The sequence below is a fragment of the Streptococcus sanguinis genome, assembly GCF_003943735.1.
Classification (GTDB): domain Bacteria; phylum Bacillota; class Bacilli; order Lactobacillales; family Streptococcaceae; genus Streptococcus; species Streptococcus sanguinis_E.
The window spans coordinates 1-23,577 of sequence record NZ_RJMV01000016.1; the positions used below are offsets into that span (position 1 = coordinate 1).

At 43.2% G+C, this 23,577-nt stretch carries 36 protein-coding genes and 1 rRNA gene; 1 reads left to right on the forward strand and 36 read right to left on the reverse strand.

The window, feature by feature from the left end:
• From D8877_RS11400 to tgt, 33 genes are all read right to left on the reverse strand, one after another.
• Window positions 1-327: ribosomal RNA gene (locus tag D8877_RS11400) — 16S ribosomal RNA — on the reverse strand; the annotation flags it as partial.
• 232 nt (window positions 328-559) lie between these two features.
• On the reverse strand, window positions 560-1,819 hold the full coding sequence (locus tag D8877_RS11405; protein ID WP_125353373.1) for a glutamate-cysteine ligase family protein: 1,260 nt from the start codon (window positions 1,817-1,819) through the stop codon (window positions 560-562).
• 247 nt (window positions 1,820-2,066) lie between these two features.
• Window positions 2,067-2,453: a 50S ribosomal protein L17 gene (gene rplQ / locus D8877_RS11410; protein WP_002894521.1), complete on the reverse strand. Its 387-nt coding sequence runs from the start codon at window positions 2,451-2,453 to the stop codon at window positions 2,067-2,069.
• 11 nt (window positions 2,454-2,464) lie between these two features.
• Window positions 2,465-3,403 (reverse strand): DNA-directed RNA polymerase subunit alpha, encoded by a 939-nt coding sequence (locus tag D8877_RS11415; RefSeq protein WP_002894519.1) that lies wholly within the window; start codon window positions 3,401-3,403, stop codon window positions 2,465-2,467.
• Between the two features lie 45 nt (window positions 3,404-3,448).
• Entirely contained in the window at window positions 3,449-3,832 is a 384-nt protein-coding gene (rpsK, locus tag D8877_RS11420; protein ID WP_001118385.1) for a 30S ribosomal protein S11, read from the reverse strand.
• A 19-nt stretch (window positions 3,833-3,851) separates the two neighbouring features.
• Complete coding sequence (gene rpsM / locus D8877_RS11425) at window positions 3,852-4,217, reverse strand: 30S ribosomal protein S13 (RefSeq protein ID WP_002894516.1); 366 nt, start codon at window positions 4,215-4,217, stop codon at window positions 3,852-3,854.
• A 17-nt stretch (window positions 4,218-4,234) separates the two neighbouring features.
• Window positions 4,235-4,351, reverse strand: a complete 117-nt coding sequence (gene rpmJ, locus D8877_RS11430; RefSeq protein WP_001808836.1) for a 50S ribosomal protein L36 — start codon at window positions 4,349-4,351, stop codon at window positions 4,235-4,237.
• 22 nt (window positions 4,352-4,373) lie between these two features.
• Entirely contained in the window at window positions 4,374-4,592 is a 219-nt protein-coding gene (gene infA, locus D8877_RS11435; protein WP_001029883.1) for a translation initiation factor IF-1, read from the reverse strand.
• A gap of 117 nt (window positions 4,593-4,709) precedes the next feature.
• Window positions 4,710-5,348 (reverse strand): adenylate kinase, encoded by a 639-nt coding sequence (locus D8877_RS11440; protein WP_111676777.1) that lies wholly within the window; start codon window positions 5,346-5,348, stop codon window positions 4,710-4,712.
• Between the two features lie 173 nt (window positions 5,349-5,521).
• Window positions 5,522-6,829, reverse strand: a complete 1,308-nt coding sequence (gene secY / locus D8877_RS11445; protein WP_111676779.1) for a preprotein translocase subunit SecY — start codon at window positions 6,827-6,829, stop codon at window positions 5,522-5,524.
• Between the two features lie 12 nt (window positions 6,830-6,841).
• Entirely contained in the window at window positions 6,842-7,282 is a 441-nt protein-coding gene (gene rplO / locus D8877_RS11450) for a 50S ribosomal protein L15 (RefSeq protein WP_002901833.1), read from the reverse strand.
• A 154-nt stretch (window positions 7,283-7,436) separates the two neighbouring features.
• A complete protein-coding gene (gene rpmD / locus D8877_RS11455) occupies window positions 7,437-7,619 on the reverse strand; it encodes a 50S ribosomal protein L30 (protein ID WP_002899668.1) in 183 nt (60 codons plus the stop codon).
• A gap of 13 nt (window positions 7,620-7,632) precedes the next feature.
• A complete protein-coding gene (gene rpsE, locus D8877_RS11460) occupies window positions 7,633-8,127 on the reverse strand; it encodes a 30S ribosomal protein S5 (protein ID WP_002894506.1) in 495 nt (164 codons plus the stop codon).
• A 17-nt stretch (window positions 8,128-8,144) separates the two neighbouring features.
• Window positions 8,145-8,501, reverse strand: a complete 357-nt coding sequence (gene rplR, locus D8877_RS11465) for a 50S ribosomal protein L18 (RefSeq protein ID WP_009659213.1) — start codon at window positions 8,499-8,501, stop codon at window positions 8,145-8,147.
• Window positions 8,502-8,586: 85 nt separating this feature from the next.
• The gene (gene rplF / locus D8877_RS11470) at window positions 8,587-9,123 is read right to left on the reverse strand and encodes a 50S ribosomal protein L6 (RefSeq protein ID WP_002894503.1); all 537 of its coding nucleotides are present in this window, start codon (window positions 9,121-9,123) and stop codon (window positions 8,587-8,589) included.
• 189 nt (window positions 9,124-9,312) lie between these two features.
• Window positions 9,313-9,711 (reverse strand): 30S ribosomal protein S8, encoded by a 399-nt coding sequence (rpsH, locus tag D8877_RS11475; RefSeq protein WP_002899666.1) that lies wholly within the window; start codon window positions 9,709-9,711, stop codon window positions 9,313-9,315.
• 213 nt (window positions 9,712-9,924) lie between these two features.
• Window positions 9,925-10,110 (reverse strand): type Z 30S ribosomal protein S14, encoded by a 186-nt coding sequence (locus D8877_RS11480; RefSeq protein WP_001085697.1) that lies wholly within the window; start codon window positions 10,108-10,110, stop codon window positions 9,925-9,927.
• Window positions 10,111-10,127: 17 nt separating this feature from the next.
• Complete coding sequence (gene rplE, locus D8877_RS11485) at window positions 10,128-10,670, reverse strand: 50S ribosomal protein L5 (protein ID WP_002894499.1); 543 nt, start codon at window positions 10,668-10,670, stop codon at window positions 10,128-10,130.
• Between the two features lie 23 nt (window positions 10,671-10,693).
• On the reverse strand, window positions 10,694-10,999 hold the full coding sequence (gene rplX, locus D8877_RS11490; protein ID WP_002894497.1) for a 50S ribosomal protein L24: 306 nt from the start codon (window positions 10,997-10,999) through the stop codon (window positions 10,694-10,696).
• 76 nt (window positions 11,000-11,075) lie between these two features.
• On the reverse strand, window positions 11,076-11,444 hold the full coding sequence (gene rplN, locus D8877_RS11495; protein WP_002894494.1) for a 50S ribosomal protein L14: 369 nt from the start codon (window positions 11,442-11,444) through the stop codon (window positions 11,076-11,078).
• 25 nt (window positions 11,445-11,469) lie between these two features.
• A complete protein-coding gene (gene rpsQ, locus D8877_RS11500; protein WP_000440801.1) occupies window positions 11,470-11,730 on the reverse strand; it encodes a 30S ribosomal protein S17 in 261 nt (86 codons plus the stop codon).
• Between the two features lie 23 nt (window positions 11,731-11,753).
• Window positions 11,754-11,960, reverse strand: coding sequence for a 50S ribosomal protein L29 (gene rpmC, locus D8877_RS11505; RefSeq protein WP_002894488.1), 207 nt, complete (start codon window positions 11,958-11,960; stop codon window positions 11,754-11,756).
• Window positions 11,961-11,969: 9 nt separating this feature from the next.
• A complete protein-coding gene (rplP, locus tag D8877_RS11510) occupies window positions 11,970-12,383 on the reverse strand; it encodes a 50S ribosomal protein L16 (protein ID WP_000960948.1) in 414 nt (137 codons plus the stop codon).
• A gap of 3 nt (window positions 12,384-12,386) precedes the next feature.
• Window positions 12,387-13,040, reverse strand: a complete 654-nt coding sequence (gene rpsC / locus D8877_RS11515) for a 30S ribosomal protein S3 (protein WP_002894486.1) — start codon at window positions 13,038-13,040, stop codon at window positions 12,387-12,389.
• Between the two features lie 12 nt (window positions 13,041-13,052).
• A complete protein-coding gene (rplV, locus tag D8877_RS11520; RefSeq protein WP_002894484.1) occupies window positions 13,053-13,397 on the reverse strand; it encodes a 50S ribosomal protein L22 in 345 nt (114 codons plus the stop codon).
• Between the two features lie 11 nt (window positions 13,398-13,408).
• The gene (gene rpsS / locus D8877_RS11525; protein WP_000533766.1) at window positions 13,409-13,690 is read right to left on the reverse strand and encodes a 30S ribosomal protein S19; all 282 of its coding nucleotides are present in this window, start codon (window positions 13,688-13,690) and stop codon (window positions 13,409-13,411) included.
• A gap of 85 nt (window positions 13,691-13,775) precedes the next feature.
• Window positions 13,776-14,609 (reverse strand): 50S ribosomal protein L2, encoded by an 834-nt coding sequence (gene rplB, locus D8877_RS11530; protein ID WP_002894482.1) that lies wholly within the window; start codon window positions 14,607-14,609, stop codon window positions 13,776-13,778.
• Between the two features lie 17 nt (window positions 14,610-14,626).
• Window positions 14,627-14,923, reverse strand: a complete 297-nt coding sequence (locus D8877_RS11535) for a 50S ribosomal protein L23 (protein WP_002894481.1) — start codon at window positions 14,921-14,923, stop codon at window positions 14,627-14,629.
• Window positions 14,923-15,546 carry a 50S ribosomal protein L4 gene (gene rplD / locus D8877_RS11540; RefSeq protein WP_002907496.1) on the reverse strand — a complete coding sequence of 208 codons (624 nt, stop codon included), beginning with the start codon at window positions 15,544-15,546 and terminating at the stop codon, window positions 14,923-14,925. Before rplD ends, D8877_RS11535 begins: the two co-directional genes overlap by 1 nt.
• 24 nt (window positions 15,547-15,570) lie before the next feature.
• Window positions 15,571-16,197, reverse strand: a complete 627-nt coding sequence (gene rplC, locus D8877_RS11545) for a 50S ribosomal protein L3 (RefSeq protein ID WP_002907497.1) — start codon at window positions 16,195-16,197, stop codon at window positions 15,571-15,573.
• A gap of 84 nt (window positions 16,198-16,281) precedes the next feature.
• Window positions 16,282-16,590: a 30S ribosomal protein S10 gene (gene rpsJ / locus D8877_RS11550; protein WP_002894478.1), complete on the reverse strand. Its 309-nt coding sequence runs from the start codon at window positions 16,588-16,590 to the stop codon at window positions 16,282-16,284.
• Between the two features lie 374 nt (window positions 16,591-16,964).
• Window positions 16,965-17,603, reverse strand: a complete 639-nt coding sequence (locus D8877_RS11555) for a uridine kinase family protein (RefSeq protein WP_002907498.1) — start codon at window positions 17,601-17,603, stop codon at window positions 16,965-16,967.
• Between the two features lie 25 nt (window positions 17,604-17,628).
• Complete coding sequence (gene tgt, locus D8877_RS11560) at window positions 17,629-18,771, reverse strand: tRNA guanosine(34) transglycosylase Tgt (RefSeq protein WP_125341511.1); 1,143 nt, start codon at window positions 18,769-18,771, stop codon at window positions 17,629-17,631.
• Between the two features lie 152 nt (window positions 18,772-18,923).
• Between tgt and D8877_RS11565 the strand changes: the two genes are divergently transcribed.
• A complete protein-coding gene (locus tag D8877_RS11565; RefSeq protein ID WP_125341510.1) occupies window positions 18,924-19,799 on the forward strand; it encodes a DUF975 family protein in 876 nt (291 codons plus the stop codon).
• A 29-nt stretch (window positions 19,800-19,828) separates the two neighbouring features.
• Here D8877_RS11565 and D8877_RS11570 read toward each other — a convergent pair whose 3' ends face one another.
• From D8877_RS11570 to polA, 3 genes are all read right to left on the reverse strand, one after another.
• Complete coding sequence (locus D8877_RS11570) at window positions 19,829-20,329, reverse strand: kinase (RefSeq protein WP_125341509.1); 501 nt, start codon at window positions 20,327-20,329, stop codon at window positions 19,829-19,831.
• A 1-nt stretch (window position 20,330) separates the two neighbouring features.
• Window positions 20,331-20,768: a CoA-binding protein gene (locus tag D8877_RS11575; protein ID WP_125341508.1), complete on the reverse strand. Its 438-nt coding sequence runs from the start codon at window positions 20,766-20,768 to the stop codon at window positions 20,331-20,333.
• Window positions 20,769-20,932: 164 nt separating this feature from the next.
• A complete protein-coding gene (gene polA / locus D8877_RS11580) occupies window positions 20,933-23,575 on the reverse strand; it encodes a DNA polymerase I (RefSeq protein ID WP_125353376.1) in 2,643 nt (880 codons plus the stop codon).
• Window positions 23,576-23,577 lie beyond the last annotated feature (2 nt).

A 23,577-nucleotide genomic window follows, 5' to 3' on the forward strand; every position in this document is an offset into this window, starting at 1 on the left:
TCCCAGTGTGGCCGATCACCCTCTCAGGTCGGCTATGTATCGTCGCCTTGGTGAGCCGTTACCTCACCAACTAGCTAATACAACGCAGGTCCATCTGGTAGTGATGCAATTGCATCTTTCAATTAATTATCATGCAATAATCAATTTTATGCGGTATTAGCTATCGTTTCCAATAGTTATCCCCCGCTACCAGGCAGGTTACCTACGCGTTACTCACCCGTTCGCAACTCATCCAAGAAGAGCAAGCTCNTCTCTTCAGCGTTCTACTTGCATGTATTAGGCACGCCGCCAGCGTTCGTCCTGAGCCAGGATCAAACTCTCATTAAAAAGTTTGAGTTCGCACTCATTACTGTCCACTGACAGATTTATTCTCGTTTTTTGACAGGTTACATATCTCTATGTCACCCTGCACTTGGTTCGTCTTGTTCAGTTTTCAAAGGGCTTTGTCTTTCGCGACAACTATATTAGTATATCACCTATACCCACCAACTGTCAATACCTTTTTTGAAAAAAATTAAAAGTTTTCTAGAATTTTTTATTCATCATAGGCCAGCCTCTACTAAAGAGAGGGAAGATAAGCTTCCTCACCTAGTTGACGTGCTATTAAACCAGCTCTCGCCAGCTGAAGCAAAGTCTTTGTGAGCTCATAAATATGCTTTGTTTCACTTGCGGTCAACTCTTTTTTAGAGAACCTTCTTCTTAAAGCTTTGTAATCCCGACCTTCCTGTTGAAAGAAGGTAGCATCTTGTAAATAGGTTTTTACATTTTCCAGATTTTCTAAAATACCAAGATGAAAAGCAGCAGAAGAAAAGGTTTTATCAAAAGGTTGGGTACAGACACTCCGAAACTCTACTGTCCCCCGTGTCGTCAAATCTTGATACTGGTAACTTCTGTGATTCTTGAAGTCTGCTTCCCTTGGAGTCAAGTTTGTTTTTTCGCCTGAAAGGTCATAAGCCTCAATAGTTTTCTGGCTCAAGTATTCATTAGCAGCTATCGGATAGAAATAGTAGGATTGACCATTTCGTTCGGCAGTAAAAAGTGCTGATCTATCAAGATATGCAAAAAATTCATCTTCAGTTTGAAAATCTTTCGAATTAACACCCGCATTTTCCTGTAAAATGCCATGCATCGATTGCTCCCAGAAAATATCTCGAGCGATTTTTGTATTCCAAGAAGAATCTGAAAACTCTGAATTGGCAAAAAGGTATGCCTTAGCAGCTTCAATTTGATTGAAGACATTGATAACAGTTAAATAATTTTCTCTTGAAACATCCAGCTGAACTTGACTCCCACAGATAAAAGCACCATATTCTGGATAATTGTGCAAACCTTCCATGTTCTTTCCCATAGCTAAATACTGCATCAGCATTTCATATCTTGGATACTTAACTGGACTATTATCATTTTCTGACCAGAAAGGATGAATACCTTTACCTTGAATTTCATGGTTTTCTGTGCGAAGAATTGGCTGAATAATGTTCAGATAGTCCTTAAAACGTTCTTCAACTTCTTGAATTCTGCTAGCCTTGGCAAAAGCAAATTCTAAAGTATTGTAAGAGACCTCAAAAAGAATTCTGTCTTCATTTTTAGTCGATTTCAGTTGGATGGGGTTCCCGTCTCTATCAAATCGTTCTGCCTCAAAATCATACTCTTCCAACAGACGCTTCAAGAGATTCTTGGCAACATTTGGATCCGTTGCTCCGCCCTGGCTATTGACAATAGGAAATTCTAACTCAATGCCAATGTAGACAGTTGGATTTTCTTTGATATTCTTTAAATAGCGTTCTTTTAAAATTTGGATTGAATCAGTCATTTTCATTTCCTATAAATTTTTGATAGTGTTAGAGTATTATAACAAAATTTAAGGTATTTTCCTAGCCTCATGCAAAAACGCCTGCTTACGAAATTGTTTTTGCCTTAAAAGCAATTTCGTAAACAAGCGTCTACCTATTATCACCTATATGATGAGTGTTCCCGCTAGGAAAAAATCCTAGCGGTAGACCAGAGCTAGACTAAGAATAGAGCTTCTATTCCATCATCATAACACTCAACAAAGATTGATGATCTTATACTAATTCGATGATTGCCATTGGCGCAGCATCTCCGCGGCGCGGTTCAGTTTTCAGGATACGAGTATATCCACCGTTGCGCTCTGCATAGCGTGGTGCAATCTCAGAGAACAATTTTTGAAGAGCAGTAGTTGTAGTATACTTTTCTGTTGCTTCATCATAGTTTTCTGATGCGATTTCATTGCGTACAAAAGCTGCAGCTTGACGACGAGCGTGCAAGTCTCCACGTTTGCCCAATGTAATCATTTTTTCAACTGTTTTACGGATTTCTTTAGCACGAGCTTCAGTTGTCACGATTGATTCGTTGATCAGCAAATCAGTAGTCAAATCGCGAAGCATTGCTTTACGTTGTGAGCTAGTGCGTCCTAGTTTACGGTAAGCCATGTATTCCTCCTTTATTTATCGTTTTTTAACCCCAGACCGAGATCAGCAAGTTTAACTTTTACTTCTTCTAGACTCTTACGTCCTAAGTTACGAACTTTCATCATTTCAGGCTCAGATTTTTCTGTTAAATCAAATACAGTATTGATACCTGCACGTTTCAAACAGTTGTATGAGCGAACTGACAAATCTAATTCTTCGATTGTCCGTTCCAAAATGCGGTCATCAGAAGTCTTTTCTGCTTCCTTCATAACATCTGCAGCGATAGCTACTTCTGTCAGGTTAGTGAAGAGATTCAAGTGTTCCGTAAGGATGCGGGCTGAAAGTCCCAAAGCATCTTCTGGAATAATTGTTCCATTCGTTAAAATTTCAAGGGTTAGTTTGTCAAAACCATCGTTGCTACCAACACGAGCTGGCTCAACCTGGTAATTAACTTTTGTCACTGGCGTATAGATGGAATCCACCGCAAGTGTTCCCACTGGTGCATCATCTTTCTTATTTTCATCTGCAGGCACATAACCACGACCGCTGTTGACAGTCATCGTTGCCTTAAAGCTTGCGCCTTCTCCGATTGTAAAGAGATAATGATCAGGGTTTATAATTTCAATATCACTGTCTGTCAAAATGTCTCCAGCAGTTACTTCTGCTGGTCCTTCAACATCCAGTTCAATAATCTTTTCGTCTTGGACGTAAGATTTTACAGCAATCCCTTTGACGTTCAGAATAATTTGCATCACGTCTTCACGGACACCGGAAATCGTATCAAACTCGTGCAAAACACCTTCAATATTAATTGAAGTAACGGCAGCACCTGGAAGTGAAGCCAAAAGCACACGGCGAAGAGAATTTCCCAATGTTGTACCATAACCACGCTCAAGCGGCTCTACTACAAACTTGCCATAATCTTTATTTTCATCAATTTTTGTTATATTTGGTTTTTCAAACTCAATCATTTGCTATACTCCCTCTTAAACGAAAAGCAGTGTAACGGTTGGTGATTATACACGGCGACGTTTTGGAGGACGAGCACCATTGTGTGGTACAGGAGTCACATCACGAATAGCTGTTACTTCAAGACCAGCGGCAGCAAGAGCACGAATAGCAGACTCACGACCAGAACCTGGACCTTTTACAGTAACTTCAACTGATTTCAGACCGTGTTCCTGTGCAGATTTAGCAGCTGCTTCAGATGCCATTTGGGCAGCAAATGGTGTAGATTTACGAGAACCTTTAAATCCAAGAGCTCCAGCAGATGACCAAGCAATCGCGTTACCATGCACATCAGTAATCATAACAATAGTGTTATTAAATGTAGCGTGAATATGAGCAATACCGGATTCGATATTTTTCTTCACACGACGTTTACGTGTTGGTTTAGCCAAGACTTTTTACCTCCTTATATTATTTTTTCTTACCTGCAATCGCAACAGCTTTACCTTTACGAGTGCGGGCGTTATTTTTAGTGTTTTGTCCACGGACAGGAAGTCCACGACGGTGACGGATTCCACGGTATGAACCGATTTCCATCAAACGTTTGATGTTCAAGTTTACTTCACGACGAAGGTCACCTTCAACTTTAATCGCATCTACTTCACGACGGATAGCATCTTCTTGTTCGATTGTAAGATCTTTTACACGGATGTCTTCTGAAACTCCAGCAGCTGCCAAGATTTTCTTAGAAGTTGGAAGTCCGATACCGTACACATAAGTCAGTGAAACGACTACACGTTTGTCATTTGGAATGTCAACTCCAGCAATACGAGCCATTTTTTCTCCTTTCTATCTTATCCTTGACGTTGTTTGTGTTTTGGATTTGCTGGGCAAATTACCATAACACGACCATTACGACGAATAACTTTACAGTATTCGCAAATTGGTTTGACCGATGGTCTTACTTTCATTTTTTCCCTCCAAGTTTTTCGATTATTTAAAGCGGTATGTGATCCGTCCACGTGTCAAATCATAAGGACTCATTTCTACAGTCACACGGTCTCCCGCTAAAATACGAATATAGTTTTTACGAATTTTACCAGAAACTGTTGCTAAAATCTGATGTCCATTTTCAAGTTCAACCGTAAACATTGCATTAGGCATTGTATCAACTACCTTACCTTCAACCTCAATCACATCGTCTTTTGCCACGCAAAAGTACCTCCATAAATTTCGATTTGATCCCTCTGAGCACAGAGGTAACAATTATAAGTCAGACTAATTCATTGTATCACTACTTGTCAAATATTGCAAGCAGGAAAAACGCTTTTATTTCAAATTTGTCAAGACTTTTTCGATAGCTGAGAAGACATCATTAATATCTTGATTTCCTTGAATATCATGGACTAGACCTTTGCTGCGATAGTGATCAATGATCGGCTGACCTTGTGCGATATTGACATCCAAACGACGTTTAACTGTCTCAGGCTTGTCATCTTCGCGCTGGTAATAATCCTCTTCCTTGTAGTCTGCTGGCGGATTGAAGACCTTGTGGAAGGTTTCACCTGTTTCACGATGGATAATCCGACCGCTCAAACGCTCCAGCAAGCTGTTAGGATCCACTTCGATATTGATAACTCCGTCCAAAGCTAAATCAAGCTCTGCTAGCGTTTGATCCAAGGCATTTGCTTGCTCAATCGTGCGCGGATAGCCATCCAAGAGGAAGCCTGTTTGCTTAATATCATCCTGGCTCAAGCGCTCTTTGACAATGCCGTTTGTCACTTGGTCTGGAACCAACTCGCCCTTGTCAATATATGACTTGGCTAAAACGCCCATCTCTGTTTGGTTAGCAATCGCTGCACGGAACATATCTCCAGTTGAAATATGTGCAACATTGAAGCGCTCAACGATTTTAGCAGCTTGAGTTCCTTTACCAGCACCTGGTAAGCCCATAATCAAAAGATTCATGATTGGTCTCCTTTTTTGTTTTTAAAGCAATCTATTAAACCGATTAATAAACTCGTTTAAAAACAAAATAGAAGGGGGTGAGTCTACTCTGTCCCCTTTTATTTTGTTTATTTTCGGTTCAAGAAAGGTTATCTGAACGGGCTTCTCATTAGAAAAGCTATTCAAAAAGTCCCTTACTCTGAAGTATCCATAAAGCCGACATACTTTCTCTTCAGCAGGTAGCCTTCTAACTGTTTCATTCCCTCAATACCGGTTGAGATGATGATTAAGAGACTGGTTCCTCCAAGAGCAACGGCATCTGTCAATCCAAATACATCTTTAGCCAAAATAGGCAGGATAGAAATGAAACCTAAGAAGAGAGATCCAACTGTTGCCAAACGACGCAGCAGCTTAGACATATAGTCTTCTGTTCCTTTACCCGGACGAACACCTGGAATGTAGGCTCCGCTCTTTTGCAGATTTTCTGCTGTCTTCTCTGGATTAATCTGTACAAAAGTATAGAAGAATGTAAAGAGGACAATCAGGAAGGCGTACATGAACATACCACTAATGGTCGTTGTTGCCAAAAGTGACTGAGCTGTCTTAACCCAATCTGCGTCATAGCCCAAGGCACTGACAACTTGGAAAATCGCTGCCGGTGCAGCTGTAATCGAGCTGGCAAAGATTACTGGAATGACCCCAGCTGGATTGACTTTCAGTGGCAGATAGGAGCTAGAAGGTGCACCCTTCGCTACTTTCGTATACTGAACTGGAATTTTATATTCAGCCTGCTGTACAAAGGTTGTAAAGTAAATGATAAGCAGGACTGCCACAATCAGAATCCCTACAAAAATGAAGGATGAAGTCAAACGATTACTAGGGATATTGACAAAGTAATCTTCATAGATACCTTTAATCATATCAGGGATAGCTGAAACGATACCAGCAAAGATAATCATGGAAACGCCATTTCCGTAACCCTTGTCTGTAATCTGCTCACCTAGCCAAGTTACAATCATTGAACCAGTTGCTAGAAGAACGCAAATCAAAGCGTAGGTCTGAACATTAGGATTGGCAACCAGATTAGCTCTTGAGAGAGTATCAAAACCAGCAGTAATCCCAATTGCCTGCACAAAGGCCAAAACTAGGGCGATATAACGAGTCGCTTGATTCAGCTTCCTCCGTCCCACTTCCCCTTGCTTGCCCCACTCTACAAACTTCGGAAGCAAGTCCATTTGCAGCAGCTGAACAACGATCGAAGCTGTGATGTAAGGACTGACTCCAAGTGCAAAGACAGAGAAGTTGCGCATGGCGTTACCAGAGACCAAGCTCAGCATATTCAGGAATGGCAAATCATTCAAATTGCTTAAGGCTTTGGCATTAATCCCTGGAACCGTTATGGTTGTACCGATACGGAAAACTAAGATGATGAAAATCGTGAACAGAATCTTAGACCGTACCTGTTTGATTTTAAATGCGTCTTTTAATAGTTTGAAAAACATAGGTCACCTCGCTTAGATGACTTCCACTGAACCACCTTTAGCAGTGATAGCTTCTTCAGCTGATTTAGAGAATTTAGCTGCCTTAACAGTCAATTTCTTTGTCAATTCTCCGTTACCAAGAATCTTGATACCTGATTTTTCAGCTTTTACAATACCTGCTTCGATGAGAACAACTGGTGTTACTTCAGCGCCATCTTCAAAGGCGTTCAGTTGGTCAAGGTTAACAATCGCATATTCTTTGCGGTTGATGTTCAGGAAACCACGTTTTGGAAGACGACGGAACAATGGAGTTTGTCCACCTTCAAAACCAAGGCGAACGCCGCCACCGCTACGAGCTTTTTGTCCTTTTTGACCACGGCCAGATGTTTTACCGTTACCAGATGATGTACCACGACCAACACGGTTGCGGACTTTACGAGAACCTGCAGCAGGTTGTAATTCATGAAGTTTCATTATATTATTTCTCCTCTTTTGTAAAATGCTAGCGCTCATATAGGAGAAAAGGTGTCTCCTATATAAACTCGCCTATACATATATTTAGTTTTAGGGGCTGAGAAAATCCCATCCCCTAACGTATTTTAATTTAAAGTTGTTAAACCAGCAAAGCTTATTTAACGTCTTCAACAGTTACCAAGTGTGATACTGCAGTAATCATACCGCGTACTGCTGGATTATCTTCTTTGATAACTGAGCTGTTCAATTTGCCAAGTCCAAGTGCTACAACAGTTTTACGTTGTGACGGGATGCGTCCGATTGGAGACTTAGTCAAAGTAATTTTAATTTGAGCCATGTTATCCCCTTTCTTATGCCAAGTCAGAAACTGAAATACCACGAAGGGCAGCAACTTCTTCAGCGCGTTTTAATTGTTTCAAACCTTCAACAGTTGCGCGAACGATGTTGATTGGAGTGTTAGAGCCAAGAGATTTAGATGTAACATCTGCTACACCTGCCAATTCGATGACGGCACGAACCGCACCACCAGCAGCAACTCCAGAACCCTCAACAGCTGGCTTAAGCAATACTTTCGCTCCGCCAAATTCTGAAAGAACTTCGTGAGGAATTGTTGTGCCAACCATTGGTACTTCAATCAAATTCTTCTTCGCATCTTCAACTGCCTTGCGGATTGCTTCTGGTACTTCTTGAGCTTTACCAGTACCGAAGCCAACACGACCATTGCGATCACCAACAACTACAAGAGCTGCAAAGCGAAGACGACGTCCACCTTTAACAACTTTTGTAACACGGTTGATGGCAACTAAACGTTCTTCAAGTTCAACTGCGTTGTCTTTAAATGCCATTTTCTAGTGTCCTCCTCTTAGAATTTCAATCCGTTTTCACGAGCTGCATCAGCCAAAGCTTTTACACGTCCGTGATAGAGATATCCACCGCGGTCGAAGACGACTTCAGAAATACCTTTAGCAACTGCACGTTCAGCAACGAGCTTACCAACAACAACGGCTTGTTCTGTTTTAGTTCCTTTTGAAACTTCTTTGTCAAGAGTTGAAGCGCTTGCGAGCGTTACACCCGCTACGTCATCAATCACTTGAGCGTAGATGCCTGTATTAGAACGGAATACGTTCAAACGTGGGCGATCAGCAGTTCCAGAGAGTTTTCCGCGAACGCGACGGTGGCGTTTTTGGCGGATTTTATTTTTATCTGGTTTCGTAATCACAATTTTCACCTCTTAATTTTAATCTTGTGCTCATGCACAACCTTGGGAAACAGCTTGTTTGGCTGAAAAAATCAGCCAGACAAGATTATTTACCAGTTTTACCTTCTTTGCGGCGAACGAATTCACCAACGTAGCGGATACCTTTACCTTTGTATGGCTCTGGAGCACGCAGACTACGTACGTAAGCTGCAGTTTGTCCGACTACTTCTTTTGAAATTCCACTGACAACGATAGTTGTTGGGTTTGGAAGTTCAAAAGTGATGCCTTCTGGTGCTTCTACTTCGTCTGGATGAGATTTACCAACTGAAAGTACAAGCTTTTTGCCTTGAAGTTGTGCACGGTAACCAACCCCGCGCATTTCAAGTTCTTTCTTGAATCCTTCTGATACACCAACAACCATGTTGTTCAAAAGGGCACGAGTTGTTCCGTGGATTGTTTTCATTTCTTTTGAATCGTTTGGACGGTGAAGAGTTACTTCAGTTCCTTCCACACGGATTTCAATATCTTTTGAGAACTCACGAGTCAGTTCTCCTTTAGGTCCTTTTACAGTTACAACGTTGTCTTTGTTGCTGATCTCAACACCAGCAGGCAACACGATAACTTTATTACCAATACGTGACATGTATATATTCTCCTGTTAGATTGTCAGGCCGCAAGCGACCAGTTTTCACGGGGCTTAAATCGATTTCTCGATTTAAAGGAACATTTAGGTTTCAATTTCAAAGTGAATCTAGGAATCGTCTCGCAGGCATAACTTTGGGTTAGGCAAGAGACGATAACGAAGAGTCACAAAGAAATTGGGAACTAAATATTACCAAACGTAAGCGATAACCTCACCACCAACATTCTTTTGGCGTGCTTCTTTATCAGTCAGCAAGCCTTCAGATGTTGAAAGGATAGCAATTCCAAGTCCGTTCAGAACTTTTGGAAGATCTTCGCGTTTCTTGTAAACACGCAGACCTGGTTTTGAAACGCGTTTCAAACCAGTGATAACTTTTTCACCATTTTGTCCGTATTTAAGAAATACACGGATGATGCCTTGTTTGTCATCTTCGATGATTTCAACGTTTTTTACAAAACCTTCACGCTTCAGGATTTCAGCAATCCCTTTTTTGATGTTTGATGCAGGCACTTCAAGCACTTCGTGGTTTGCTTGGTTAGCATTACGGATACGTGTCAGAAAGTCTGCAATTGGGTCAGTCATAACCATTTTATATTTCTCCTCTTACTAGTAGTTTGCAAGCTGCACTTGCTAGTTAATGATTGAGCTAGGCTCAGATTGTATTGACACATTCGAACAAGATAACTCTTATTTGAACACGAGCTACAACCTGGGCAAAAAAGATAAATTTGTTTTGGAGCATCGCTCCTTCACCAAATTTCCTATTTTTGCTGTGGTTGTTACGCTCTTTTTATCATGATATTACCAAGATGCTTTGGTAACGCCAGGGATTTGTCCTTTGTATGCTAATTCACGGAAGCAAACACGGCAAAGTTTAAACTTGCGGTAAACGGAATGTGGACGGCCACATTTTTCACAACGAGTATAAGCTTGCGTAGAGAACTTAGCTGGGCGTTTGTTCTTAGCAATCATTGATTTTTTAGCCATTTGTTTTACCTCCTATATTATTTTGCAAAAGGCATTCCAAGGCCTGTAAGCAATTCGCGTGACTCTTCGTCAGTGTTAGCAGTTGTTACGATAACGATGTCAAGACCGCGAGTCTTATCAACGTCATCAAAGTTGATTTCTGGGAAGATCAATTGCTCTTTCACACCAAGTGTATAGTTTCCGCGTCCATCAAAAGATTTTGTTGGTACACCGTGGAAGTCACGAACACGTGGAAGAGAAACTGAAACCAATTTATCCAAGAATTCATACATACGTTCGCCACGAAGGGTTACTTTAGCACCGATCGCTACACCTTCACGAAGACGGAAGCCGGCGATTGATTTTTTAGCTTTAGTGATAAGTGGTTTTTGACCTGAGATAAGAGCCAATTCTTCAGCAGCTTTTTCAAGGTTTTTAGCGTTTGATACAGCGTCACCGACACCCATGTTCAAAACGATTTTATCCACTTTTGGCACAGCCATAACAGATGAGTAGTTGAACTTTTCAGTCAAAGCAGGAACTACTTCTTTAAGATATTTTTCTTTTAAACGATTTGCCATTATACTTCTCCTTTCCTTCGTGATTAGTCAAGCACTTCGCCCGATTTTTTATTGTAACGAACTTTTTTGCCGTCTACAAACTTGTAGCCAACACGTCCTGCAACACCATTTTTGTCAAGAACTTGAACGTTTGACACATGGATTGGTGCTTCTTTTTCCACGATAGCACCTTGAGGGTTTTCGTTATTTGGCTTTTGGTGTTTCTTAACGATGTTTACACCTTCAACAACAACTTTGTTTACTTTTGGAAGAGCTGTAACAACAAGCGCTTCAACACCCTTGTCTTTACCAGCAATTACGCGAACTTTGTCGCCTTTTTTTACAAACATTTATTTCTCCTCTTAATTCTTACGCCCATAGGGCACCCTGACTTTTGTCAGGGGACTGTGTTTGTTAATTTTTTGATTAAAGTACTTCTGGAGCCAATGATACGATCTTCATGAAGCCACCGTCACGCAATTCACGAGCAACTGGGCCGAAGATACGAGTTCCGCGAGGAGTTTTGTCTTCACGGATGATGACTGCAGCGTTTTCGTCAAATTTGATGTATGAACCATCTTTACGACGAGCACCTGATTTAGTACGAACGATAACAGCTTTTACAACGTCACCTTTCTTAACCGCACCACCAGGAGTAGCTTGTTTTACAGACGCAACGATTACATCACCGATGTTAGCGAACTTACGTCCTGAGCCACCAAGAACTTTGATTGTCAAGATTTCGCGAGCGCCGCTGTTGTCGGCAACTTTCAAACGAGTTTCTGTTTGAATCATTTAAGTTTTCTCCTTTCTGGTTTGATTAGATGATAACCGCTTCTTCAACGACTTCTACAAGACGGAAGCGTTTTGTAGCTGAAAGCGGACGAGTTTCCATGATACGAACGATATCGCCTTCTTTGGCAACATTGTTTTCGTCATGTGCTTTGTACTTCTTAGAGTAGTTAATACGTTTACCATAGACTGGGTGGTTACGTTTAGTTTCAACTACAACTGTGATTGTTTTGTCCATTTTGTCAGAAACAACGCGTCCGACAAGAACTTTACGATTATTGCGTTCCATTGAAATTCTCCTTCCCTAGTCTATTATTTAACTTCTGATTGAACAGTTTTAATACGAGCGATTTGTTTTTTCACTTCTTTCAAACGAGCTGTCTGCTCCAATTGGCCAGCAGCTGCTTGGAAACGAAGATCAAACAATTCTTTCTTCAATTCATTTTCACGCTTCGCGAGTTCTTCTTGAGAAAGACCACGAAGTTCTTTAACAAATTCTTTTACTTCATTAAGTTTCATGCCTTCTCCTTATTCTGCTTCACGTTTTACGAATTTACATTTAACTGGAAGTTTGTGGCTTGCAAGGCGAAGCGCTTCGCGAGCGATTTCTTCTGAAACGCCAGCAACTTCAAACATTACTTTGCCACGCTTAACTGGCGCAACCCAACCTTCTGGAGCACCTTTACCAGATCCCATCCGTACACCGATAGCTTTTGCAGTGTATGATTTGTGTGGGAAGATTTTAATCCAAACTTTACCACCACGCTTCATGTAACGAGTCATAGCGATACGGGCAGCTTCGATTTGGCGGTTAGTAATCCAGTGGCTAGTAGTTGCTTGAAGACCGTATTCTCCAAATGCTACTTCTTTTCCGCCTTTAGCTTCACCGCGCATTTTTCCACGGAATTCGCGACGGTGTTTAACACGTTTAGGTACTAACATTGGTTATTTACCTCCTTTAGTGTTTTTACGAGCTGGAAGGACTTCTCCACGGTAGATCCAGACTTTAACACCCAGTTTACCGTAAGTAGTATCAGCTTCTTCCCAAGCGTAATCGATATCCGCACGAAGAGTGTGAAGCGGAACAGTTCCCTCAGAGTAACCTTCGCTGCGGGCAATATCTGCACCGTTCAAACGACCTGATACTTGAGTTTTGATTCCCTTAGCTCCTGCACGCATTGTACGTTGGATAGCTTGTTTTTGAGCACGACGGAAAGCAACACGCTGCTCAAGCTGGCGAGCAATTCCTTCACCAACCAGGTGCGCATCCAAGTCAGGACGCTTGATTTCGATGATGTTGATGTGGACTTGTTTTCCAGTCAATTTGTTGAGTTTTGCACGGAGTGCATCAACGTTTGCTCCACCTTTACCGATAACCATACCTGGTTTAGCAGTGTGAAGAGAAACGTTTACTTTGTTTACTGCGCGCTCAATTTCAATAGTTGAAATCGCTGCGTCAGCCAATTCTTTTTGAACGAATTTACGGATTGCAAGATCTTCATGAAGGTAATCCGCGTATTCTTTTTCAGCATACCATTTGGCATCCCAATCACGGATGATGCCGACACGCATACCAATTGGATGTACTTTTTGACCCACGATGTTACCTCCTTATTTTTCTGCAACGACCACAGTGATGTGGCTTGTGCGTTTGTTGATTGGTGAAGCTGAACCTTTAGCGCGCGGACGGAAACGTTTCATAGTTGGTCCTTCGTTTGCGAAAGCTTCAGATACTACCAAGTTTGCTTTTTCCAAACCAAAGTTGTTTTCAGCATTAGCGATTGCAGAGTTCAAAACTTTTTCGATAATGCCAGCAGCTTTGTTTGGAGTGAATTTCAAGATTGCGATTGCGTCAGCGACGTTTTTACCACGAATATTGTCAAGAACCAGACGAGATTTACGAGGTGAAACACGCACTGTACGAGCCATTGCTTTAGCTGAAGTAATTTCTGCCATTTATGTTCTCCTTATTTTCTACGTGTTTTCTTGTCGTCTGCAGCGTGACCTTTGTAAGTACGAGTTGGCGCAAATTCACCAAGCTTGTGACCTACCATGTCTTCCTGGATGTAAACAGGTACGTGTTTACGTCCGTCATAAACTGCGATTGTGTAACCAATGAAACTTGGGAAGATCGTTGAACGACGTGACCAAGTTTTGATGACTTTTTTCTTTTCGTCGTTAGCTTGAGCTTCAACTTTCTTCATCAGATGCTCATCGACGAAAGGTCCTTTTTTAAGACTGCGTCCCATTTTATATTTTCTCCTTTAAATAAGTACCACAGCGGCCTGCGCTGACTAAGCAGCGCTACCGAGCTGGCGGATAGATTGTTTTAAATTATTTCTCGTTGCGACGACGAACGATAAGTTTGTCAGATTTCGCTTTTTTGTTACGAGTTTTAAGTCCAAGAGCAGGTTTGCCCCATGGAGTAGATGGCGCTTTACGACCAACTGGTGCTTTACCTTCACCACCACCGTGTGGGTGATCGTTAGGGTTCATTACAGAACCGCGAACTGTTGGGCGGATACCTTTCCAACGGCTACGTCCTGCTTTACCAAGGTTTACAAGTCCATGTTGTTCGTTTCCGACAACACCAACTGTAGCGCGGCAAGTACCAAGAATCATACGAACTTCGCCTGATTGAAGACGAACAAGAGTGTACTTACCTTCTTGACCCAATACTTGAGCAGAAGCTCCAGCAGCACGAACCAATTCTCCACCACGGCCTGGTTTCAACTCAATGTTGTGAACCAAAGTACCAACTGGGATGTTAGCTAGCGGAAGAGCGTTTCCGACTTTGATATCTGCTTCAGGACCTGAAACGATACGTTGACCAACTTCAAGACCTTTAGGAGCGATGATATAAGCCTTCACACCGTCAGTGTAGTGAACCAAAGCGATGTTTGCTGAACGATTTGGATCATACTCGATTGTTTTTACAACTGCTTCAACAGCGTCTTTGTTACGCTTGAAGTCAATCAAACGGTAGTGACGCTTGTGGCCGCCACCTTGGTGACGAACAGTGATGCGACCGTTGTTATTACGACCAGCCTTGCTCTTCAAAGAAACAAGCAAAGATTTTTCTGGAGTGCTGGTAGTGATTTCAGCGAAATCCAAAGAAGTCATATTACGGCGACCGTTTGTTGTTGGTTTATAAACACGAATTCCCACGATATTTCCTCCTTAGATTATTCTTCTTCTGCACCGAACAACTCGATTGCTTTAGAATCAGCTGTCAGTGTTACGATAGCTTTTTTAGTTTTGTTTGTAAAACCAGTGTAGCGTCCAACGCGTTTTGCTTTTGGTTTTACATTGATAGTGTTAACGTTAGCAACCTTAACTCCTTCAAAAGCAGCTTCAACAGCTTGCTTAATCAAGAGTTTGTGAGCGCGAGTGTCCACTTCAAATACGTATTTGCCTGCTTCGTACTGAGCCATTGAACCTTCAGTGATAACAGGTTTTTTGATTACGTCGTACAAATTCATTATGCAAGAACCTCCTCAATTTTAGAGATAGCTGCCTGAGTAACCAGAAGTTTATCGCTGTTTACGATGTCCAGAACGCTTGCAGTTGTTGCAGTTGCAACTTTCACGTTTGGAAGGTTGCGAGCTGAAAGTGCAGCGAATTCGTTTCCTTCTTCAAGGATAACAAGGACTTTCGTATCGATGCTCAGTGCAGCAAGCACTTTTGCAAACTCAGCAGTTTTTGGAGCTGTAAATGAAAGGCTGTCTACAGCTACGAATTTGTTTTCAGCAACTTTTTCAGAGTAAACTGATTTCAATGCTAATCTACGAACTTTACGCGGAAGTTTGTAAGCATATGAACGAGGAGTTGGACCGAATACGATACCACCACCACGCCATTGTGGAGAGCGGATAGAACCTTGACGAGCACGTCCAGTTCCTTTTTGACGCCATGGTTTGCGTCCGCCGCCTGATACTGCAGAACGGTTTTTAACAGCATGAGTTCCTTGACGAAGGCTAGCGCGTTGGCTGATGATAACATCAAAGACAACTGATTCATTTGGTTCAATACCAAAGATCGCATCGTTCAGAACTACTTCACCAGCTTCTTTACCAGTTTGGTCAAATAATTTTACGTTTGCCATTGTGACTGATTTCCCCTTTCTTTATTATTTACCAGCTTTAACTGCTGACTTGATAGTGATAAGAGATTTCTTAGCACCTGGTACGTTACCTTTAATCAGGATAACGTTCTTCTCTGGAACAACCTGTACGATTTCAAGGTTTTGAATCGTTACACGGTTGCCACCCATACGTCCAGCCAAGCGTTTGTTTTTGAACACGCGGTTTGGTGCAACTGGTCCCATTGAACCAGGACGACGGTGGTAACGTGAACCGTGAGCCATTGGACCACGAGATTGGCCGTGGCGTTTGATAACACCTTGGAAACCTTTACCTTTTGAAGTTCCTGTTACATCAACAACATCACCAGCTTCGAATGTATCGACAGTGATTTCTGCTCCTACTTCCAAGCCTTCAATGTTTTTGAATTCACGAATGAAGCGCTTAGGAGCTGTGTTAGCTTTCGCTACATGGCCTTTGGCAGGTTTGTTGCTCAATACGTCACGAAGATCATCAAAACCAACTTGAACTGCGTTGTAACCATCTGTTTCAACTGTTTTAACTTGAAGAACAACGTTTGGAGCTGCTTCAATAACAGTTACAGGGATTAATTCGCCAGCTTCAGTGAAGATTTGAGTCATTCCCACTTTTTTCCCTAAGATTCCTTTTGTCATGAGAAAATGTTTCCTTTTCTATAATTTTTTTCAAAAAGTTTTTAACGAGCGTTTTTCATGCTCTGGTTTAGATCAAACTTTAGATTAAAGTTTAATCTCTACGTTCACACCACTTGGAAGATCCAATTTCATCAAAGCGTCAACTGTTTTTTGAGTTGGGTTGATGATATCGATCAAGCGTTTGTGAGTACGCATTTCAAATTGTTCGCGAGAGTCTTTGTATTTGTGAGTCGCACGAATGATTGTGTAGAGGCTGCGCTCAGTTGGAAGTGGGATTGGACCCGCAACTTCAGCACCAGTACGAGTAGCAGTTTCTACGATTTTTGCAGCCGCTGTATCAAGTGTACGGTGTTCGTAAGCTTTCAAACGGATGCGGATTTTTTTGTTTGCCATCTTTTTCTCCTTTTCGTCTATTTAAGATAATAGGCTAGCTCCACAAGAAAACCGACAGACGATTGCGTGGCAATGCAACCGAGCGTGTCGCAACCTCTTGCATCAAAGCTACACACTGTATTTTTACAGCACCATAGTATCTTAACACAAAGAACCAGTCATTGCAAGGGATTTGAGTAATTTTTTAAAGATTTTTAGGATAATTTTTTATGAAAGTGTTTTCTAAACAATTTATAAGTCTTGTAAATCATTACAGAGAAGAAAATTTAGACTTTTAACCTATTTATTCGATTTTGTATTCAGAAAATACAAAATCTCACTGACGCACATCAGTGAGATAAAAAAATGAAAATTTACCCTTGGCTTCTTTGTCTTTATAGAAATGGGCTGTCCTTTTCGATACGAAAGCTATTGCCCGACTGGCAGATGACAAGGTCTGCAGCTGCTAGATAGGGTTGATAAAAGTGCCTATATTGCTCTCGTCGAGCCAGATGCGTCTGCTCTATCCACTCTGACCTGCGCTCTCGCACAGCCACATCTCTTGCCAAGCGGCGTTCTAACTCAGTCTGATCGTCCGTGTAAAAGCAAAGCGACAAATCAAACAAACTTTCAGGCAAAAAGGCAGCCGACATACCTTCTACTATCAGAATAGGCTTTCGGGCTGATAAACGCAAGCTAGGCGACCAAGCTGTGCAAATGGTCAGAATATCTAGACCAGACTGCAAGGCGCAAATATCTCGCTCCAGACTGCTTAGTTCATGAACCGCAGGGAGACAGGCTGTTACTTTTTGATGAGGAAAATCTTTGGAACTAAGCAAATCTCGATACTCCCCAGTAATTACATAAGGATCTGTTTCCAGCAGATTGACTCGTTCCTCACCCAAGGCTAGCTGGAGTTTTCGAGCAAAAGTTGACTTCCCCGAAGCACCGTGACCGTAAATACGCAGGGTATGGTTTTGGTCGCCTGACAGATACGCTGTCAATCTTTTCAGCAATTTCTCTTCATCAGACATGGCTTCTCCTTTCAAATGGAGGTTCTTAGAAATTTCGGCTGGATTTATTGTAGCCGTAGCGCTCAATAAAGTCTTCACGGAATTCCAGCAAGTTGTCATCCATGATGGCTTGGCGGACCTTCTTCATAAGGTTTACCAAGAAGTAGAGATTATGATAACTGGTCAGGCGGATGCCAAAGGTTTCATCCGCTTTAAGCAAGTGGCGGATATAGGCCCTCGTATAGTTGCTGCAAGTGTAGCAGTCACAGTCATGGTCCAGTGGCGTGAAATCTTCCTCAAACTGAGCATTTTTAACCACCAGACGTCCTTCGCTGGTCATACAGGTACCGTTTCGGGCAATCCGAGTCGGCAGGACGCAGTCAAACATATCAACGCCACGGATAACCCCATCAATCAAGCTATCTGGCGCCCCAACTCCCATGAGATAGCGAGGCTTGTTTTCAGGCAGCATAGGCGTCGTGAAGTCTAGCACCGCATTCATCTCTTCGTGAGACTCTCCAACAGCCAGTCCTCCAATAGAGTAGCCTGGAAAATCCATGCTGACCAAGTCTTGAGCAGACTGACGACGCAAATCTTCAAACCCAGCACCCTGAACAATACCAAAGAGACTTTGGTCGTGTGGACGGCTGTGGGCCTTGAGGCCACGCTCTGCCCAACGGCTGGTCCGCTCAATAGACTTCTTGACATAGTCATAAGGTTGGTAGAACTGCGGACACTCATCAAAGGACATCATGATGTCGCTACCCAGATTGTTCTGGATAGAGATGGCCTTTTCTGGCGACAGGAACATCTTGGAACCATTGAGGTGGTTCTTGAAAGTTACTCCTTCTTCTGTGATGTTGCGGCTGTCAGCTAAAGAATAGACCTGGAAACCGCCACTATCAGTCAGAATAGGCTGGTCCCAGTTCATGAACTTGTGCAGGCCACCTGCACGGGCAATCAGCTCATCGCCTGGACGTAGCCAGAGATGATAGGTATTGGCCAAGATAATACCAGAGCCCATTTGCTTGAGCTCTTCAGGGGACTGGGTCTTAACTGTCGCCTGGGTTCCAACCGGCATAAACATAGGCGTCGGGAAAGTCCCGTGAGGCGTGATAATCTCTCCCAAACGAGCACCTGTGTGTTTTTCTTTTTTAATCAAACGATACTGAATCGGTGATGTTGACATGTTTCCTCCTGCTGGGAAAAACAGTCCCAGCGATTTTTCTTCTATATAAGGAGCAGCAAGGGCTCACAAGATACCGTATGATTTTACCAAAAAAACTTCTATCTGTCACGGGGTATGATATAATGTAACAGACAAATCCAAATGGAGGAATTATGAATCTAAGTAACATCAGAGCTCAGGCTCGAACCATCCGGAGCCAAACGAATGGGATTTTTCTTTTGTTTGCAGCTCCGACTCTTGCCGGTATCCTAAACATCTTGCTTTCCCTTATTGGGAATCTAAGAGGCTCCGTTTCCGACCTGACCTTCAGCCAGTTCATATATTTTCTGATTAGCCGAACTCTTTTTCCGACGACCATTCAGTTTATCACGTCTCTCCTGCTGCTTTCTGCCAGCTACACCATGATAAGTGTCATCCGCAAGAAAAAGGATGAGGTCCGCTTTTCAGATATTGGGCATCTTTTTACGAGCAAGAACTTCACACCTGTTTTCAAAACCGTTTTGCTCAAGCAGCTATTGCTTTTCCTTTGGAATCTTCCTATATTTTGCGGGAGTCTTCTGTCCGTCTTCAATGCTTATAAGATTCTCAATATTTCGGAAAAACTTCCTGCCCATACTGTGCTGACTGCTCAAAGCGAGGCAGGACAACAGATTCTTCAATACACACCTGGTATGTTACTGGGAAGCCTCTTGATATTGGTTGGCCTAGGCATCACCATCCCTCAGTACTACGCATATTCTCAAGCAGAACTGATCCTATATGACCAGCTTGAGACTGACACCTACCAGGGAGCTTTCTCTACTATTCGTCAAAGCCGGAAGCTAATGAAGGGCTATAAGGGAAAGCTATTTTTGCTGGATCTGAGCTTCATCGGCTGGAATTTACTGGCCAGAATGACGTACAGTGTACTGAATATTATGGTTCTTCCTTATACAGCGACTGCTTACATTCTCTTCTACGAAGAGTTGAAAAAAGAAAAAGCGAGCTCAAAAGAAAACAACCCACAGGCACGGAACTCCTTGTCTTAAGCTTGTGAGTTGTTTTTTTATTTAGTATTTTAGTCTGGCCTGTCAAGGGCAGAGCGGATTATATCAAAGGCTGCCTCCAGCGAATCCTCATCTGTGAAAAAGGATTCCTCTTCCCAGCCTAAAAAGTCTCGGTCTTTCCACCAGCGCTTCATGTCGGCAGGAGTGAATTCATCTTGTTTAGCTCTAGTCTGATGGCGGCGGACTGTTTCTTCAAAGGATAGGTCATAGTAGTAGGCAAAGACCTGCGGAGCGAAGAGTTTTTTCAACCGCTCGAGCATCTGTCCGTAAATGTCCGTCTCATAAAACCCTTCTACCAGAACCAGCAAATCATGTTCGTAACCGAAGCGTGCCAATGTTTCCGTCAGGTCAATAGATAAATTTCCCGGCTCAACTTTTTCCTTGAGCATATCCCGTCTAACCGTATCTTGCGATATCAGGAGAGTCCCTCGGCCATAGTGAGCCTGCAGTTTCCTGGCTAGGCTAGACTTGCCAGAGCCGGAATTGCCACGAATGATGACTAACTTGGCCATCTTATTCGCCCAGAATCAAGCGGGTATGCTCGCGTTTAATGCAGCGGTCCATGACAATGTCATCCCGACCGGCTGTCCGCAAAATCTGCTCAGCTTCTTCACTTTCCAAGCCCAACTGAGCCCAGAAAACCTTGGCATCCGTCTGCAGAAAATCCAGTGCCACATCTGGCAAAAACTCACTGCGGCGGTATACATCGACAATATCCACCGGAAAAGGAATATCTTTGAGACTAGCATAAACTGTCTCACCAAAAATTTGACTGCCCGCTGCCCGCGGATTGACTGGAATAATGCGATAGCCTCGCTCCTGCATCTCCTTGGACACACGGTTGCTGGTTGTTTCTTCGCGGTCAGACAGTCCGACAACAGCAATCACTTTGCTGTTTTTCAAATAATGCTTGACGATTGCATCGCTGGGATTTTGAAAATGATAAGTCATAGATTTCCTCCTCATTCATAATAAAGCTGGATAATTTTGCAGTGTTTGCGTCTTAACTGAGTCTGAGCTAAAACCTCGGAAAATAGATAATCCGTTCTAGGAGCATCGCTTCTCCGTCCGAATTGCTAATTTTCAGTCGGTTTTGACGCTCTTTGTATCTTGTTTTACTTCGCCTCGTACCAAGTTTGGCCGGCATTTTCATCAGCTACTAATGGAACGGCCAATTCAATCGCGGCTTCCATGGTTTCTTTGACTAGCTGGCGGACGGCTGTTAGCTCGTCAGCTGGCACTTCTAGCACGATTTCATCGTGAACCTGCAAGAGCATGCGAGATTTAAAATTCTTCTCTGTCAGAGCTCGGTCCAGATTAATCATAGCGACTTTGAGAATGTCTGCAGCAGAGCCTTGGATCGGGCTGTTAATGGCTGTGCGCTCCGCAAAATTTCGGATGTTAAAGTTGCGGGAATTGATATCTGGCAAAGAACGACGGCGATGATAAATGGTCTCTACATAGCCTTTATCACGCGCTTCGCGAACGATGGTTTCCATATAATTCTTGATACCAGGGAAACGCTCAAAATAGGTCTGGATATAGTCCTTAGCAGCCTTGCGGGAAATGCCCAGATTATTGGCTAGGCCAAAGTCGGAAATTCCATAAACTACTCCGAAGTTGACAGCCTTGGCATTGCGACGGTCATTAGGTGTCACATCCTCTGCCTTTTCAATACCAAAGACCCGCATGGCTGTAGCCGTGTGAATATCTTCTCCATGTTGAAAGGCAGCAATCAGATGCTCGTCCTGCGAAATATGAGCCAGCACCCGCAGCTCAATCTGGGAATAATCCGAGCTGAGTAGTACGCTGTCTGCCCACTCCGGCACAAAGGCCTTGCGAATGAGGCGCCCCTGCTCCAAACGAACGGGGATGTTCTGCAGGTTCGGGTCAACCGAGGACAGGCGACCCGTCTGGGTCAAATCCTGAACATAGCGAGTGTGAATCTTGCCGTCAGCCGCAATCGCCTCCTGCAGTCCGATGATATAAGTGGACTGCAGCTTGCTGATTTGACGGTATTCCAGAATCTTAGACACAATCGGTGCTATCGGTGCTAAACGCTCCAGCACGTCAACCGCTGTCGAGTAGCCTGTCTTGGTCTTTTTGGTATACTCCAGCGGCAAGCCCATATCCTCAAAGAGAATGGTTCCCAGCTGTTTTGGTGAGTTAATATTGAACTCCTGACCAGCCAGATCATAAATCTCCTGCGTCAGACTTTCCAGCGTCTTTTCATTTTCTGCCTGCATGCCCTGCAGGGTTTCCCGCTCAACCTTGATCCCCGCAATCTCCATCTTGGCTAGGACAAAGGCCAGAGGCTGCTCCATTTCAAGCAACAAATCCAGCTGATCGTGGGAACGGAGCTGGTCTTTCATTTGCTCTTCTGTTTCCAGCAACACTTGGATTTTACGAGCTAGATGCTCAAAGAGCTGCTCTTGCTCCGGCAGAGCGCGCTTGGCTCCCTTGCCATAAACCTCATCATCAGTCGGCAGGATTGTTTGGCCGTAAAGCCGAGCAATAGTCGCCAGCTCATTATCCTCAACTGTAGAAAGCAGATACTTGGCTAGGCGCGCATCAAAGGCTGCTGCCGGCAGTTCAATGCCGTAATGACTGAGCAGTACCTTAGTCCGCTTGAGATCGTAGGTTTTCAGAGCTGTTTTTGTCAAAAACTCCTGAAAGAGAGGTTGCTGCAGTAAGTCGCTAGAGCCAACATAAATCTGACGGCTATCGCCCCAGGCAAGACCGACAATCTCTTCCTTGTGGTAGTTGTCACCCAAGATTTCAAAATAGAAGAATTGCTCTGGTGCCAACATATCTGCTGTCACCTCAGTCACTTTTGTCAATTCAATTGGTTTGACTTCTACCGGCTCTTGACCAGTACCTAGCTGAGCCTTGAGCTGCTTGAAGCCCATCTCGTCATAGAACTTACTCAGGGCCTCTATCTGAGGACCCTTATAAACCAAATCATCCAGCCCGATTTCAATCGGAGCCTGAGTATTGATGGTGGCTAGGGTTTTAGATAAGAAGGCCTTGTCCTTGTCATTGATCAGATTTTCCTTCATCTTGGAAGCCTTGAGCTGGTCAATGTTTTCATAGAGATTTTCCAAAGAGCCATACTCCAAGAGGAGCTTGAGGCCAGTCTTCTCGCCAATCTTGGTCACGCCGGGGATATTGTCCGACTGATCGCCCATCAGCGCCTTGAGGTCAATGAACTGCTCTGGTGTGATGCCCATCTTTTCCATGAGGTAGGCTGGGGTAAATTCCTCAAACTCAGCTACGCCTTTCTTGGATATCTCTACCACGGTATTATCATCCGTCAGCTGAATCAAGTCTTTATCGCCGCTGACAATGGTCACATCGTAAGGCACAGCTGTCTTTTCAGCCATCTTGTCCAAGGTCCCGATAATGTCATCCGCCTCGTACTGAGCCAAGTCATAGAAGTGAATGCCTAGGTGCTTCAGCATTTCTCGTATAAAAGGCAACTGCTCACGAAATTCATCCGGTGTCTTGGCCCGACCAGCCTTATAGTCAGCATACATCTCGGTCCGGAAGGTCGTCTTGCCAGCATCAAAAGCTACCAGAACATGAGTCGGCTGCACGCGCTCCAAGAGATGATTGAGCATGAGGTGAAAGCCATAAATGGCATTGGTATGCAGGCCCGATGGACTCTTGAAACGGTCAATTTGATTATAAAGCGCAAAAAAAGCGCGAAAAGCAACGGACGAACCGTCGATTAATAATAACTTATTCTTATTTTCCATAG